We start from the raw sequence: 16,241 nt of genomic DNA on the forward strand, positions 1-16,241 counted from the left end.
GGTCACTCTGAGCGGTGACATTCCAGCTGTGGCCTGGGTTTCGGCGTCGTGTACTTAGGATCAACTCTACACCAATTATGCCCTTCATCCTATCTGAAACTGGTGTCTTTTTGGTTAATTGCCAGTACGTTTTAATAGAACACTTGTTCACACATCAGCGATATACCTGTGACCTGAGTGGTCAAAAACGCGCCCTAATCACGCTGTTCAAGACACCACAGATTCCGGCAACCGCCTTAGAGATAAGGCCCATGAACGCTCGCCCGCAGCGCAAACCCATCGCAAACACACCGCAAGAAATTCCCTAACGTCAACCAGAGGGGAACATTAACAAAAATCACCCGATAAACTTCGATGCAAATTGAATACAAATTAGCCACACCCGGATCTTTTCGGTAAAAATCCGCTCATCAAAACCTAGACAAGGCCGCTGGGAAGGCAGCAATATGGCGTCAATATGGCCGCGGAGACGGCTGATGGGCAAAACAATGCAGGCTACCTTGGCGCTATGATTCTGGCGCTTTGGTCTTTGACGAGCGGTATATAAAAATGAGTACGGTTGGATACATCGTCCGCGACATGGCGGGCACCAAACAGCATGGTACATCTGCTGACACCCCCCAGGCAACAATTGCAACGGCAACGGCGAAAGACATTTCGCTGAATCTCGGCCCGTCTGATGTCGAGAGCTATGCGCGGCGCGGTCAGGACCTTCATATTACGCTGATCGACGGCCAAGTGGTGGTGCTGGATGATTTCTTCAACACCGGCGCAACCGGAAATAAGAACCTGTTCCTGAGCGAGGAAGGCAACTTTGTCGAGGTGGTTCTGGAGGACCGTACCGATGGGATGCTCTATGCCAGCTACGAACCGCTGGACCTAAGCGGCAAGTGGAGCGCCTATGATGATATGGTGTTCCTTGACGTGGAACGCATTGAACCCGTTGTGGCACCTCTCGTAGCGCCACTTCTCGGCGGTCTCGGCACTGCTGGTGCGGCGGCCGGTGTTGTCGGTGCAGCTGCCATCGTTGGTGGTGGCGGAGGCGGTGGTGGCGGCGGCGGGGCAGTCACGCCCACTGTCGACAATCCCGATGCAACCTATCCCGTTGCCGGATCCACCACCGAAGATGTGGTCGTCAGCGGCACCGGTGCCCCCGGCTCCACCGTCGAGGTGACACTGGGCACAATCACCGAAACTGTCACGGTTAAGGACGATGGCACCTGGGTTGCCAATTTCCCGGTCACCAACATGCCGCCAGACGGCTCTTACGAGACCACAGTCTACGTAAAGGGCCCGGACGGGACCGAATTCAATCTGGATGGCCCTTCGGTCATCATCGACACCACGCCGCCGCCAATCGACGTCAACACGGTCGAGGGCGATGACCACATCAACTACATCGAAGTGGCCGATGGTGTTGTGATCAACGGTACCGGTGAAGCTGGTGCCAGCGTCAGCGTGGAATTCCAGGGCGTGACCCGCACCACCACAGTCGCTGATGACGGCACATGGTCGGTGAACTATAGTGTGAACGAGGTGGCGACAGGCATCTACAGCTCCACCATCGAAGTCACCAGCGCCGATTCCTTTGGCAACACCAGCACCACCACCCATACGGTTGATGTCGACACCGAAACCCGTGTGACCATCAACACCCAAGTGGGCAATGATCACATGATCAGCGGTGCTGAACAGGCGGCGGGCATTACCCTCACCGGCACAGCCGAAGCCGGATCAAGTGTTGTGGTGACCTTCCAAGGGGTGAGCCGCACAGTGACAGCTGACGCACAGGGCAACTGGTCAGCCAGCTATCTCAGCTCGGAAATCGCGACCGGCACCTATGACGCAAGCGTCTCTGCCGTGGCGACCGATACCAGCGGCAATACCAGCTCCACCTCAACCACTATCCCTGTGGACACTGAAACCACGGCCTCTCTCGACGCGGTTCAGGCGGGCGACAATGTGATCTCCGCACCGGAGGTGACCAGCGGTGTAACCCTGACTGGCAAGGCCGAGGCCGGTGCCAGCGTCGCTGTGACACTTGAGGGCACCACGCACACCGTGACGGCGGACGCGCAGGGCAACTGGAGTGCGGATTTCGCCAGCAGCGAGATCCCGACAGGCGAATATGACGCCAATGTCTCGGTCACGGCAACCGATGCGCTCGGCAACACGGCCTCCACCACAGGTACCGTCCGCGTGGACACCGAAACCGAAGTGGCACTCAGCAACCCGCTTGCAGGGGACAACCTGATCAATGCGGTTGAGGCCAATAATGGCCTGGATCTGACCGGCACCGCCGAGGCGGGTGCCAGCGTTGTGGTTCAGCTGGGCAATGCAACCCGCACCGTGACGGCCAATGCTCAGGGGCAATGGACTGCGAGCTTTGCCGGGTCCGACATTGCCGATGGAACGTATGGCACAACCGTGACGGCGACGGCGACCGATGCCTACGGCAATACCGCCTCGACCAGCAGCCAGATCCACGTCGACACCACGACCAGCGTCGGCCTCGACAACGGGCAGGCCGGTGGCGATGACGTGCTGAATGGTGCGGAAGCCGCAGGCGGCCTCACCTTGACCGGCACCGCAGAGGCCGGTGCATCCGTTGCTGTCACCTTCCAGGGCATCACCCGCACCGTGACAGCGGATGCACAGGGCCGCTGGAGCGCGCCTTATACCACTGGCGAAATCACCCCCGGCGAATATGACGCTCCGATCAGCGTCACCGCGACCGATGCAGCCGGGAACAGTGAGAGCACGACAGGCACCCTGCGCGTCGACACCTCGACCGCGGTCAGCATCGATGCCAATCAGGCAGGCGGTGACAATATCGTCAACGCCGCCGAGGCACAGGCCGGTGTGACGCTTACCGGCGCTGCCGAGCCAGGATCTGCCGTTGAGGTGACGGTCGCGGGTGTGACCCGTACTGCGACCGTGGCTGCAAATGGCACTTGGAGCGCCCTCTTCGAGCCGGGCGCACTGGCGGCTGGCGAATACAATACCTCGGTCACAGTGTCGGCAACGGACGCGGCGGGTAACACCGCTTCGGCCTCCTCTGCCCTGCGGGTAGACACCGTTGCAGGCACTGTGGCGCTATCTCCCGACCCGATCGAACTCGACGATGTGATCAACGCCGTTGAACGTGCCGACGGTGTTGAAATCAGTGGCACCGCGACGCCAGGCCTGACCGTGACGGTTGGCCTCGGCGCGGCTAGCCGCCAAGTGGTCGCCGATGTCAACGGCGACTGGGCCACCACCTTCCCGGCGACCGCAATCCCGACGGGCACCCAGTCCCTGCCGATTACCGCCTCTATCATTGATGACGCGGGCAATACGGCAAGTGTCTCTGACACCGTCGCACTCGATACCGAAGTGGTGCCTTTGACGGTTCAGCCGAACCAGACGTCGGACGACATCGTGAACAAAGCGGAGCAGATCGCAGGCACCACCCTGTCGGGCACAGTTGAGGCCAGCTCTACGGTTGCTGTCACCATCGGCGCGGTCACCAATAACGCGACGGTTGATGCCTCCGGGAACTGGAGCGTGACCTTCTCGGATGCGGACCTGCCCGACGGCACCTATACCGCGACGGCTACCATCCGTGCGACAGACGCCGCTGGAAATGAACGCAGCACTGTTGAGCAGTTCTCGGTGGATACCGAAGTTGGCGCCGCGACGATCAACACGGTCACAGAGTCGAGTGACGGGATCGTCCGGCTGGAAACGCTCGATGCAACCGACAACTATACGGTCAACACACTCAATCCGAATGGCACCATGGGGTCCCCTGCTGCGTCCAAAACAGTCGATCCTATCGACGGGACAGAATTCCGCTTTGGCACCGCCATCCCGGACGGGACGCATCTTGTACTGTCGCGCAACGACGCAGTCGGCAACACCTCCAGCACGCTTGTGGTCTTTGACGACAACGCGACCAATGCAGGCTCTCTGGATCACGCGTCCCTTGGCCAGTTCAACGTCGACGATCTGAACCTGCATTACGCATCCGATGTCAGCCTGACCCTGAACGAGGCGGATATCAAAGCGCTGTCCGGCAATTCAGACACGCTTACGATCCGTGGTGACAACAACGACACCATCACCCTGGCTGGTGGCAATGCAGGTGGCACCCGTCAGATCGACGGCGAAACCTTCAATGTCTATACCATCGGCAACGATGGCACGACGCTGATTGTCGATCAGGACGTGCAGGTGGTTCTCTGATCCACAGAGATCGACCGGGGGCCGATTTGGCGCTGGCCATTGGCCCCCGACACGAATACCCGGACACAAGGGTAAGGACACAGGCGATGCGAGGGGGCAGAATGCAATTGGGACGACCCATTGGCGCGGTGGCACTGTTGTGCTGCCTGTCGGCCTGCATGCAGTCCCTCCCCTTTGCCAAGCCCGGCGAAGGCGCCGATACCGATGTCAGCCGTCGCGCCAGCAGCTTTGCCCAGCCGGATGCCAAGAACCCTTCAGCCGTGATCTCCACGCTGATGCAGCGTCAGTCGCTGCTGGAAGACGGCAGCGTCTATGACGTCGTGGCCCAGTCTACGATCTCCGCCTCTGCCCGAGCCGCGGAGGCAGAGCTGACCAGTGCCAAACTGCGCGCCGAAGCCAAGTCGAAGAACTGGCTGCCCACGCTGGGGCCTTCTGTCAGTCTTACGGATCTCGGCGACCTGGTGGCGGGTATCCTGATTGAACAGGTGCTGTTCGACAACGGCCGCCGCAAGGCAGAGCGCGCCTTTGCCGCCGCCGACGTCGAGGTCGCCGCCGTCAACCTGTCAATTGATATGAATGAGCGCGTCGAAACCGCGCTCAGCCTCTATGTGTCCGGGCTGCGCGGCTCCGAGAAAGCCGCCGTCGGCACCCGTGCCCTGTCACGGATGTATGAATTCGAGCGTATCGTTTTGGGCCGGGTTGAAGGCGGCGTCTCGGATCGCGCCGATCTCAATGTGGTGCAGAGCAAAATCAACGGCATGCGCTCTGCTGTGGCGACGGCAAAGGACGCAACCTCGACGGCCACCGCCGAGTTGAAAGCGATCACCGGTCAAAGCTTTGCCGAGACCCCGAGCCACCTGCAACTGGCCTCCCCACCGGAAGCCGGAACCTATTTGACTGTTCTCAAGGCGGAAGCCGAGGCCACCCGCAGTGTGGAACAGGCCAAAATGGAACGCGCCGGTCTGCTGCCGCAGGTCTCTGCAGCGGGCAATGTCACCAGTGATGGATCCGGCGCGGGTCTGACACTGGATCTGGCGCAGCCCTTTGGCCTTGGCACCCCGGCTGCGCTGAAGGCGATTGAAGCCTCCAAGGAAATTGCCAAACGTCAGGTCTCCGAAGTCGAGGAAGACGCGCGCCGCGACTACAGCCGACAGATGCAGCGCCTTGCCTCCTATCGCAGACAAGAGGCCGAAGCCGCGACACTGGCGCAGACCAGCCGCGAGACCTATCGCCTGTTTCAAGCACAGTTTAAGGCCGGGCAACGCTCGGTCATGGATGTGGTGTCCATCTATGAAGAAGTGGTACGCCGCGAACACGCCCATATCGATGCAAAATACGAAGTCGTTCTGATCCAGCTGGCACTGGCAAGCGATATGGGGCTTTTGGCCGATGGGGACCGGATTTGAGCAATTCCAACCGCCCGACAGATGACACCGTGCTGCGGACCGTCCCCCCAGCCCCCCGCACGCCGGATGATGCTGCACGCGCCAGCGGCGGCAAACCCGTACTCCGTGCTGTAGAGACCCAAGCCGCACCACATCTGGCGCCAGCTTCGGCTGCACCTACGCCCACACCCGGCCCCGCAGCCCCGCCAATGGCTGAGGTGGATCTAACTGGCCTGCTGGAAGACGGTGACATAGGTGAGGTCAGCGCGCTGATTGAGGATGCGACAGCCCGCATTCAGCACCGCGCCGCATTGATCGCGACCTTTGCCGCCCTCAAAGGGACCAATGTCGCCCTCAGTGACGTTGCCGAACACATGTGGCGCAACGATCCCGGCGATGTCTCTGTGGACTCGCTTGCGCGTGCGCTACAAACCACCGGCATGCAGGCCCAGATCAATCATCAGGTGCCTCTCACCGCCGAGAGCTGGCCCGCGCTGGCAATGATGAACAACGGCCAATGTGTGCTGGTGCTGTCGCAAAGCCGTGACATGCTCAGCGTCTATGATACCACCTGCACGGACAATCGCGCCGATGTTCCGGTGGGCGAGTTCGGCCCCTATTTCACCGGCACCACGCTGGGCGCGCGCAATTCGCTGAAACAGATCGCCGCGCGTCATACGCCGCAGCTGGAAAGTGACCATTGGTTTTGGGGGGAATTCCCCAAATACCGCCGTCAGGTCGGTGAAATCATGCTCGGCTCGCTGGTTGCCAATATTCTGGCAGTCTCGGTCGCGCTCTTCTCCCTGCAGGTCTATGACCGTGTCGTGCCGCACCAGTCCCACGCGACGCTTTGGGTGCTGGCGGTTGGTGCTTTCCTCGCCATCATGCTGGAGGCGCTGCTGAAACTGGCCCGTGCCCGGCTGACCGATGCCGCCGGACGCCAGATTGAGCTCTCGGTTCAGAACAACCTGATGCGCCGCCTGATCGGGATGCGGTCGGACAAGAAACCGCTGCCCCCATCAGGCTTGTTTGCCGCGATGCGTGACTTTGGATCGGTGCGCGAGTTCTTCACCTCGACCACGATTTCGACACTGGCTGATATCCCCTTCATCGCCGTGTTCCTGCTGCTGGTCGCATCAATTGCTAAGCCCGATTGTCTGGATCATCATCGCCGCAGCGGCATCCTGATGCTGCTCCCCGCCTATTTCATGCAGAAACGCATGATTGCTCTGACACGTCAGACCCAAGGGGCCAATGCCAAGGCTGGTCGCCTGCTGCATGAGGTGGTGAATGAGCTGGACACCCTCAAGAGCCAACGCGGCGAGGACCGTGTGCTGCGCCTTTGGGACGAGTTGAACACATTGTCCACCCATGCCGCAACCGAACAACGCCGCCTGTCCAGCGCCCTGACCCATTGGTCGCAGGGTGTGCAGCAGGCGACCTACATCGGGTCGGTTGTGGTTGGTACTCTGATGGTGTTTGCCGGTGAGTTCACCGTCGGGACCATTATTGCGACCGGCATTCTGACCAGCCGGACGCTGGCGCCTCTTACCCAGTTCGCCGCGACACTTGCCCGTTGGAGCAATGTGAAAGGCGCGCTGGAGGGGCTGGATGCCATCGCCAATTCTGCTCAGGAAAAAGAAGACGAACGGTCCTATCTGCGCCGCGACAGCCTGCAAGGGCGGTTTGAACTGCGCGAAGTGATGTTCCGCTATGACGAAGACGGCGCGCCGACGCTGGATGTGCCGGGTGTCGCGGTGACACCGGGCCAGCGGGTTGCCGTGCTGGGCGTCAACGGCTCGGGCAAATCCACGCTGCTCAAACTGATGTCGGGGCTCTATGCGCCGGATCGCGGCCGGGTGATGATCGACGGCACCGATATGACCCAGATCGACCCACGCGACCTGCGCCGCCACATCGGCTATCTCAGCCAGGATGTCCGCCTGTTTGCCGGCACCCTGCGCGAGAACCTGAACCTGAACCAGCTGGAGCGCGACGACGACCGGTTGATGACAGCGCTGGATTTTGCTGGCCTTGGCGCGCATGTGCGCAACCACCACAAGGGCCTCGATCTGGAAATTTTCGACGGGGGCGGCGGTCTTTCCATCGGGCAACGCCAATCCATCGGCTGGGCGCGCCTGTGGTTGCAGAACCCGTCAATCGTGCTGCTGGATGAGCCCACGGCGGCGCTGGATCAGACGTTGGAACGCACCTTGGTCAGCCGGTTGGAAACCTGGCTTGAAGGCCGCACGACCGTGATTGCGACGCACCGGATGCCGATCCTGTCGCTGACCAACCGGACGCTGATCCTGCAATCGGGCCGGATGGTGGTCGATGGCCCGCGTGACCAAGTTCTGGCCCATCTCGCGGCAGGGGAAACCAAATGACCTCAACCGGCTACGATCTTCGCGAAACCTCGCGCGGGGCCAGCCGTATCATCTATCTGGTCGCAGGCGCGCTGGTGGTGTTTCTGCTCTGGGCCAGCTTTGCCTGGGTTGATGAAATCGTGCGCGCGGATGGCGAGGTTGTCTCCTCCTCGCGCTCCCAGATCGTGCAGAACCTTGAGGGCGGCATTCTGGCCGAACTGCATGTCCATCAGGGCGATGCGGTGAAGGCCGGACAGATCCTTGCCCGCCTGCAAGACACCAAATTCCGCGCCGCTGCAGATGATCTGCAGGACCGGATCGACGCGCTGGAAATCAAACAGTACCGGCTTGAGGCCGAGCTGGAAGGGGCCTTCGACTTCAAGGTGCCGGAGGAATTGGCGGATCGCTCTTCCGGAATTTATACGTCTGAACGCGCGCTTCTGAATGCCCGTCAGACAGATTTTACCAGCCGTCGCGCCAGTGCCCGCGAAATCCTTGACCAGTTGAAGGATGAATTGGCCAACATGCAGCGCCTCTATAAAAAAGAGATCGTTGCGCTGATCGAGGTCAACCGCGCGCAAAAATCGGTTAGTGATGCGCAGGCGAAATACAATGAAATCGGCACCCAGTCAGAGCTTGAGCTGGCGGAGGACTACTCCAAAACGCTGCGTGAGCTGACCTCCTACCGGCAGGAACTGCGGCTGGCGCAGGATCAGTTGAACCGGACCGTGATCACCTCCCCCATGGCAGGGATTGTCAACAGTCTGGCCGTCACCACCATCGGTGGCGTGATCCGCCCGGGCGAGGAGATTGTCGAAATCATCCCGCTGGGTGAGGAGATGTTTGTCGAAGCGCGGGTGAAGCCCGAGAATATCGCCAGCGTGCAACCCGGACAGGATGCCACGATCAAACTCTCGGCCTATGATTACACCATCTATGGCTCGCTGCGTGGCAAGGTGGATTTTGTTTCCGCTGATACATTCGAGGACGAACGCAATCCGCGTGCCGAACCCTACTATCGTGTTACGGTGAAAGTGGACCGGTCGGAGTTTACCGAACGCCAGCAGGCGATTGAGATCCGTCCAGGTATGCGCGCCACGGCGGAATTGCAGACCGGTAGCAAGACGATCCTCAACTACATGCTAAAGCCGCTGTATAAATCCCGCGAGGCGCTGCGCGAACCTTAGGGGCACGTCCCAACGCGCCCGCTGCGATCCAATCGGGATCAGGCGCCATCGCACCGCATCATTGCTGAGCTGAGATCGGTCTGAGGCTGCGCTGGTCCGGGAGGGCAGTTCAAAAGAACTCTAATATCAGCCAAATGCTGCCGGAATAACCTCTGAAAAGCGACTGTGTGGGTGGGTCAACGGGGGCTGCTCGATCCGGTCTCTATGCCGGTTTACCCCGTCAGATCCTCACATCAGCTGGCAGAGCGCATCATCGCAATCACTGTGCGGTCAAATGAGGTTCCGATGGAAACCCGGCGATTGCCCACCGCCGCCTTGGCCGAAATAACTGATACCAATCGCGGCATCCGGCCCGGCGCCACATCAAACACTGGCGCTCCGGAAGCTCCGAAATCAACCCGGCAGGTCATCACCACGACTTGCGCCTGTCGCGCCAGAACATGGCAATTCTGCTCCAGATTGGGGCGGTTCTGCTGCGCCATCGAATAGGACAGGACCTCAACCGATGCGCCGCGCGCCGGGCGGTTCGCCAATTCAAAAGGCTGGATCATCTTGCGACTGATGGGGCGGTTAAGACGCAGGATCGCGATATCATTGCCAAGTTGTGAATCCCCCGGCTGTTCGTATTGATAGCTGGGATGTACGACCGTTTTTGTGATCGACCGCGCCGCCTTTGCCCGCCGTCCGTTTAGCCCCGCCTCAAAGCGGATGCTGGTCGGATCAACCTGACGGCCGGTGGTCGGATCATAGACACAATGCGCGGCTGTCACGACCAGATCAGGGGCAACCAGTGCCCCGGTACACATGTTCCGCCCCGAAATGTTCAGCCGACCCACGGCCTCCCATCCGACGACAGAGGTGATACTGGACTGCGGATCGTCCGCAGCAGCACTGTAAGGCACGCCAAACAGGAGGCATGCCGCAAAAGCAGCAAAAATGCGTTTCATCGCCCTCTCCAAATTCCCACGCTCACACCTTGGTGTAAGGCTGCGACCGGAATGAGGCGCGAACCTGCCGAACATGGTCGAAACCATGCGCGAAATAAGTCTCTATTAACAAATCAGTACCCCCCCCAGGGTTTTGATGCCCCATCATCGCAAAAAAACCGCAGAGCGCACACAATTTCTCAGTGATTTTATTAACTTTTTAATAAGTGACTGTAATTACTTGACAAATGACGCTGACCCTCCGCGCGCAGCCCGCCCATGCCTAGCCTACCCCTGCAGCATTGGGGCCCTCCGGCGGCAAGGTCGCCACAATGCCGCGGATGCGACTCTCATGGGCGACAGGTGTCGGCGGCAGACAGCCGGATTAACTTTCAAAAAATCAAAACTGGGCCTTAACCCTCTGTTAGGTTTTCTCTGTAATATCTTAACGCGCGGTGGTGTGATGCTGCCAATTTGACCTATCTGGAGCGGCGTAGCCCCCTGAACGGCTGAATAAGAATCATATTGAGCCGGGGAATCAGGGCCCACATCGCAGCGCCAAGTGCCAGACAGGCCAACAGCACAGCCGCCGCACGAAACATCCCGAGAAACCCAAGTTTGGCGATTCCCGGAATGCTCACAGCCGGGGACAGGACCTGCCCCAGAAACACCGAAGCCATCAACGCCCCTGCAACGATGCCGCGCCGGTTGGCCGGTGATAAGGCCAGCGCCAGGGCGATGAAATTTGGCATCACGGTTGCCAATCCGCCACCAATCGCACCCATCGCAAGGCTGTGCCACAGATCACCGTCAATCGTCAGCAGCAGGAACCCGCCCGCCATCAGGGTGTATCCCAGCGCATAAGAACCGGCCTCACGAAGAACCCGGTTGATGCGGAGGTAGAAGAATCCCATCATGCCGCCAGACAGCGTCAGAATACCCAGCATCAACCCGGTCTTTGCCGCATGACCCTCGCCCTGTGCAGCAAGAAAAAACGGCAATTGGGTTGGCATCATAAAGAAAACCAGACTGGTGACCATCTGCAGCAGCGCCAGCCCAGAGAGTAATATCCGCCATCTTGCGTGACCTGCACCACCCTCAGGCCCGGCGGCATGTTTGTTCTGGCGTAGAGGATCCGGCTCTGTCACGTGTCGCCAGACCAGGGGCACAAGGATGATCGCAGCACCATAGATGGCAAACGGCAGCCGCGGAGATATCAGTGCCAGCCAGCCTGCAGAGGTGATGAACAGCAGCCCACCAAAGTTGCGCGCCGAGGTCTGCAACCCCATCATATTGCGCCGCGCGTCACCGACGAAATAATCGCCGATCAGCGCGGTTTGTGCGGTCATGATCATGGCGACCGCCACCCCCAGCAGCAGCCTGCTGATCATGATGGACGGCAGGTCGGGCAAGATCAGGCCCGCCGCACCGCTGACCGCAAAGAGCACCACGCCCAGCAGCAGCATCCAGCGCCGCCCGTATCGATCTGCAAGCCACCCTGCAACCGGCGCGCAAATCAGCACTGACAGCGACGGTGCAGGCACCAGGAACCGCGTCAACAAAGCCGCATTCGGGCTTCCGGCGAATTCTGCCTCGATGCCAGGCAGCGCCGGGCTGATGGTGGCATTTGCCATGATCGTCAAGGTTGCCGCCAGTAACAATGCTATGGCGCGCGGATCCCTCCAGATGGCGTCGGATACTGAAACTATCTGCCCGGACATGCAAAACTCCTGTTGTGAAAATCAGCACTCTCAAGCACCCTGCAACTTCAAGTCCACTTTAGGTCAAGAGGGGAAATCGATGCGCCTATACGATATCGGAGAGGTTGCTGCCCGCTGTGGTGTCACACCCGCCACGCTCAGGTATTACGAGGAACTCGGCCTGATCACCTCGCTGAGCCGCAAGGGATTGCGGCGGCAGTTCGGACCGGAGACGCTCTTGCAGCTCTCGCTCATCGCACTTGGCAAGGCTGCCGATTTCACGCTGGCAGAAATTTCCGGAATGTTTGGGTCCGACGGTCAACCGGACCTGCCCCGCGCAGATCTGCATCAGCGCGCGGATCAACTGGATCAGCAGATCCGCAACTTGACGACCCTGCGGGACGCCATCCGCCATGTCGCCGACTGCCCTGCTCCATCACATATGGAATGTCCAACATTTCAGCGCCTGCTGAAGGTTGCAAACCGCGCCCGTGCCACCGGATAACACCTCATATGTCGCGCTATGCATAGACTTATGCAGGCTCTGATCCATATCGCAGGGAGCAAGGGTTCTAGCTGCGAGGCAAAGACATCATGGGTGTGGCACATTCGATTTACAAGCTGATCACAGATGCGAAGGCTCCAGATCAGCAGGCAGCCGACCGGGTCGCCACCCATGTTACCGCTCTGACTGCAACCAAGCTGGCCGACGGGTTGATTGACCCTAAACTGGTGCTGGCTTGGCTGCTTAACGCAATCGGAGCACCGGGCTACCTGATTGGCGTGCTGGTTCCGGTGCGTGAATCCGGCTCATTGCTGCCACAGCTGGCGCTTGCGCAGCGCATCGAACAAAGTCGCTGAGCGCAAATACTATTGGGCTGCAGGCTCGGCGCTACAGGGGCTGGCAGCACTCGGCGTGGCAGCAGCGGCCATGCTGCTGCCGGGGTTCTGGGCGGGCTGGATTATCTTGATTTGTCTGGCGCTGCTCGCCGTGGCGCGGTCGGCCTGCTCTGCCAGCTACAAGGATATTCTGGCCCGCACCGTGGACAAAGGTAAACGCGGCTCGGTCTCGGGGACGGCGGGGACGCTCGCGGCCAGTGGCGTTTTCCTCTTTGCCGTTCTTCTCAGCACCGGCATTCTGCCACGCACGACTGTCGCAATCTCGCTGGTGGTTGCCTTGGCAGGGGTGTTCTGGCTTGGCTCGGCAGTGATTTTTGCGCGACTGGATGAGCCCGAGGCCGCCCCCCAGGAGGCTGAAGGTTTTGCCCCGAACCAGCTGCTGCGTCCCCTCAAGGAAGACCAGGAACTGCGCCGCTATATCGGCACAAGAGCGCTGCTGATCTCAACCGCCCTGGCGCCACCGTTTCTGGTAATGCTTGGTGGCCGAGATGCAGAGGGCGGATTTGGCAACCTTGGCCTCTTGGTTCTGGCGTCATCGATAGCCGCGATTGTGTCGTCATATATCTGGGGGAAGCTGTCGGATCGCTCCAGCCGCCAGACCTTGATGATCTCAGGTGCATTGAGCGCCGTAACGCTGGCTATGGCCGCCGCTGCTGGCTGGGCCGCCGGAGCGCCTGCAGGTATCGTGGTTGCTGGTTTTGTCTTTGTGGCGCAGGTCGCCTATCAAGGCGCGCGGGCCGGGCGCAAGACCCATCTGACGGACATGGACACCCATGGGCACACATCAGTTTACACGGCGCTGTCCAACACGATGATTGGGGTGCTCCTGCTGCTGGGTGGCGGCTTTGGGCTGCTGGCCGATGCGGTTGGGGCCGCCCCTGTTCTGGCTATCCTCGCAATGCTCAGCGGGCTTGGCGCGGCTCTTGGCACGCGGTTGAGCGAGGTTCAGGCAGACGCCGATGACTGACCGCCGCACCTCGCCCACGCAGCTCAGGCTGCAAAGGACGACGACTGGTCGTCACGCCGCGCTGCGCCGCCTTCGGCCTCTGCGGCGAGTGGGGCACAATCAGATTCAGTATTTGCCCGTCTTTCAGCGTCCAGCCCAGCGCCGAACAGGATGACAAAGGCGGAGAGCCACATCCACGTGAGGAGCAGGATCACCCCCGACAGCGCGCCGAACGTTTCGTTGTAGCTGCCAAACGCCTGCACATAGAGGCTGAAACCAATGCTTCCGGCCACCCAAAGCGTGCAGCTGAGAATTGCGCCAGGGGTAAACAACTGCCAGCCCTCACCTGACCGATCCGGGCCAAACCGATAAAGCAGCGAAATTCCGGCGATCCCAACCACAAACATCAATGGCCAACGCAGCAGCTGAGTTACCCCAGACAACAGGGCGGAGTCGCCAAAGAGGGCAACCGCTGCAGGAATTGCCGCAACGATCAATAAGAGCAGAAGCGCACCACAGATTGCGGCAAATGTGATGGTGACAATCACCGCCTTCAACACGATAAAACTGCGCTGTTCCTTCGTGCCAAAAATGACGTTCAACCCTTGGATCACACTATCGGTGCTGCGCGACGCCGACCACAATGCCAGCGCCGCAGAAGCGGCAGCGGCCCAACCGAGCGTATCAGGCCGCGCCCCGGCAACCTGCACCAACTGCTGGTTCACCAGCTCCGCCGCCGAAGACGGCAATAGGCTGGTCAGCCAGCTGGATTGCTCGGTGATCAATGTCGGATCCGCAAACAACCCAAACAATGCAACCGACGCCGTAATCCCAGGAAATACGGATAGAAGCCCGTAAAAGGCCACGCCCGCCGCCAACAACCCGCCATGAGCGTTGCCCATGCGGGTCCATGCACACCAAAGCAGCTTCACGGACGACGGAAGCCTTTCTAGCCAGCCCGTAGCACCGGAGGGTCGCCGTTGGTTGGTGGCAACGGAACGCTTGTCCGCTGCGCTGTCCGGCCGCAGTGCATCCCGACCCTGAGGTGTAGTTTGCGCAAAATCATCTTTAACCGGAGTTCCATCCTCGGTATGGCCTACGGTGAAAGCTGCCTGTCTGGGCGCATCCCTTCGATTGTCTGGCTGGCTTGGCATATTGTCTCTCCTGGGTTGACAGACCAACGCAACAAAGGCGCTTTTTGTTTCTTGGAACTTACCGGGTGGTTGCGGGTTGGGGTCCTGACTCAGTCTGATCGGAGATAACCATGAGCCATTTGACCCACCCTCCCGCAGCGTCCCATGATCTTGTGGTGATCGGCGGTGGCTCCGGCGGGCTGGCCGCAGCAAAGGCCGCCGCACGATTGGGCGCATCTGTCGTCATGATCGAGCGGGCAGAACTGGGTGGAACCTGCGTCAATCGGGGCTGCACACCAAAAAAGCTGATGTGGAGCGCCGCTGCGCAACAGCAGAGCCTAAAAGAAATGGCCAAGGTCGGCCTGATCGACAGGCCGCCCCTTGACTTTGCCGCCCTACGCCGCAGGTCGGACGCAAAAATCGACCGGCTCAATCGCCACTTCGAAGACGAGCTGCAGCAAGTCGGCGTTCGCCTGCTGCGGGCAACCGCCGAGATTGGCGAGGCTGGCCAGGTGCACGCCGGCGGCGATGTCTTTCAACCGGGCAAGCTATTGCTTGCCACCGGTGCTCGCCCGCGCGCTTTGGACATTCCGGGAGGGGATCTGGCCGCGACAAGCGATGATGTCTTCCACTGGACCGATCTGCCCGGTCGGCTGCTTATTGTCGGCGGCGGCTATATCGGCTGCGAGTTCGCCAGCATTTTTGCGGCCCTTGGTAGTGAAGTTCAGCTTATGACCGATGGCAACCGGCTGTTGAAACAGTTTCACGCCCCCGCTGTTGACTGCGTGCAGGCTGGCCTCGAAAAACAGGGCGTGACCATCGGCTTCGGCTGCAAGCCTGTTCAGATCGACTTCAACGGAACCATGTTTAAGGTCAGCTTTGATGACGGCAGCATCCAATATGCTGATCGCGTCATTGCGGCGATCGGACGGGTGCCCAATACGGACAACTTGGGGCCGGGCCTTCAGGGCATCGCTCATGCGAAAACCGGGGCTTTGGCCATTGATGAGCGTTTCCAGACCTCGATCCCAGGCATTTATGCGATCGGCGACGTCGCAGACCGTCTGCCACTAACACCGGTGGCGACACGCGATGGCGCGTGTTTCGCCGCGCAACATTTTGGGGCGGGCGCCGATCAGATCAATCTGGATCTGGTTCCGCAGTCGGCCTACACGATCCCGCCCGTGGCCCAGGTGGGCTCGATGTCAGAGAGACAGGATGACGGCGAGGTCATTGCCGATTTAGCCAGCGATGTATTGGACGACGGCACCGCAGCGAATTCTTTCTTCGCACGCGCGATCCGTGACGGTTGCCTGAGCGGTGTCGCCTTGGTCAACCACGCAGCACCTGAGATGATCACCCCCTTTGCCGCTCTCCTGGCAAGTGGGGCAACCGCTGAGGATCTGGCTGCTGTCACTGGCATCCATCCGAGTTTCGGGGAAGAGACTGTCGGCCCTTAAGGGTGCCTAAA

At 60.3% G+C, this 16,241-nt stretch carries 11 protein-coding genes; 8 read left to right on the plus strand and 3 right to left on the minus strand.

What is annotated here, in order from left to right; translation table 11 throughout:
• Positions 1-549 precede the first annotated feature (549 nt).
• The 4 genes from L0Z65_RS12350 (at position 550) to L0Z65_RS12365 (ending at position 9,165) form a co-directional block, all read left to right on the plus strand.
• Positions 550-4,227, plus strand: coding sequence for an Ig-like domain-containing protein (locus L0Z65_RS12350; protein ID WP_405107983.1), 3,678 nt, complete (start codon positions 550-552; stop codon positions 4,225-4,227).
• Between the two features lie 101 nt (positions 4,228-4,328).
• Positions 4,329-5,633, plus strand: a complete 1,305-nt coding sequence (locus L0Z65_RS12355) for a TolC family protein (protein WP_040104192.1) — start codon at positions 4,329-4,331, stop codon at positions 5,631-5,633.
• Positions 5,630-7,999 (plus strand): ATP-binding cassette domain-containing protein, encoded by a 2,370-nt coding sequence (locus tag L0Z65_RS12360; RefSeq protein WP_405107986.1) that lies wholly within the window; start codon positions 5,630-5,632, stop codon positions 7,997-7,999. Before L0Z65_RS12355 ends, L0Z65_RS12360 begins: the two co-directional genes overlap by 4 nt.
• Positions 7,996-9,165 (plus strand): HlyD family type I secretion periplasmic adaptor subunit, encoded by a 1,170-nt coding sequence (locus L0Z65_RS12365; protein WP_096870419.1) that lies wholly within the window; start codon positions 7,996-7,998, stop codon positions 9,163-9,165. Before L0Z65_RS12360 ends, L0Z65_RS12365 begins: the two co-directional genes overlap by 4 nt.
• A gap of 233 nt (positions 9,166-9,398) precedes the next feature.
• Here L0Z65_RS12365 and L0Z65_RS12370 read toward each other — a convergent pair whose 3' ends face one another.
• Positions 9,399-10,112: a trypsin-like serine peptidase gene (locus L0Z65_RS12370; RefSeq protein ID WP_405107989.1), complete on the minus strand. Its 714-nt coding sequence runs from the start codon at positions 10,110-10,112 to the stop codon at positions 9,399-9,401.
• Between the two features lie 458 nt (positions 10,113-10,570).
• The gene (locus tag L0Z65_RS12375; RefSeq protein WP_405107992.1) at positions 10,571-11,812 is read right to left on the minus strand and encodes an MFS transporter; all 1,242 of its coding nucleotides are present in this window, start codon (positions 11,810-11,812) and stop codon (positions 10,571-10,573) included.
• 79 nt (positions 11,813-11,891) lie between these two features.
• Between L0Z65_RS12375 and L0Z65_RS12380 the strand changes: the two genes are divergently transcribed.
• The 3 genes from L0Z65_RS12380 (at position 11,892) to L0Z65_RS12390 (ending at position 13,658) form a co-directional block, all read left to right on the plus strand.
• Positions 11,892-12,296 (plus strand): helix-turn-helix domain-containing protein, encoded by a 405-nt coding sequence (locus L0Z65_RS12380; RefSeq protein ID WP_096870416.1) that lies wholly within the window; start codon positions 11,892-11,894, stop codon positions 12,294-12,296.
• Positions 12,297-12,391: 95 nt separating this feature from the next.
• Positions 12,392-12,652: a hypothetical protein gene (locus L0Z65_RS12385; RefSeq protein WP_405107995.1), complete on the plus strand. Its 261-nt coding sequence runs from the start codon at positions 12,392-12,394 to the stop codon at positions 12,650-12,652.
• Positions 12,624-13,658, plus strand: coding sequence for an MFS transporter (locus L0Z65_RS12390; protein ID WP_405107998.1), 1,035 nt, complete (start codon positions 12,624-12,626; stop codon positions 13,656-13,658). Before L0Z65_RS12385 ends, L0Z65_RS12390 begins: the two co-directional genes overlap by 29 nt.
• Positions 13,659-13,681: 23 nt before the next feature.
• On the opposite strand, the gene L0Z65_RS12395 is transcribed toward L0Z65_RS12390, so the two are convergent.
• Positions 13,682-14,569: a YihY/virulence factor BrkB family protein gene (locus L0Z65_RS12395; protein WP_405108001.1), complete on the minus strand. Its 888-nt coding sequence runs from the start codon at positions 14,567-14,569 to the stop codon at positions 13,682-13,684.
• Positions 14,570-14,901: 332 nt separating this feature from the next.
• Here L0Z65_RS12395 and L0Z65_RS12400 point away from each other — a divergent pair, with 332 nt between their 5' ends.
• The gene (locus L0Z65_RS12400; RefSeq protein WP_405108003.1) at positions 14,902-16,230 is read left to right on the plus strand and encodes a dihydrolipoyl dehydrogenase family protein; all 1,329 of its coding nucleotides are present in this window, start codon (positions 14,902-14,904) and stop codon (positions 16,228-16,230) included.
• Positions 16,231-16,241 lie beyond the last annotated feature (11 nt).

Source organism: Phaeobacter sp. BS52 (assembly GCF_045040595.1).
In the GTDB taxonomy this organism is placed as follows: Bacteria; Pseudomonadota; Alphaproteobacteria; order Rhodobacterales; family Rhodobacteraceae; genus Phaeobacter; species Phaeobacter piscinae.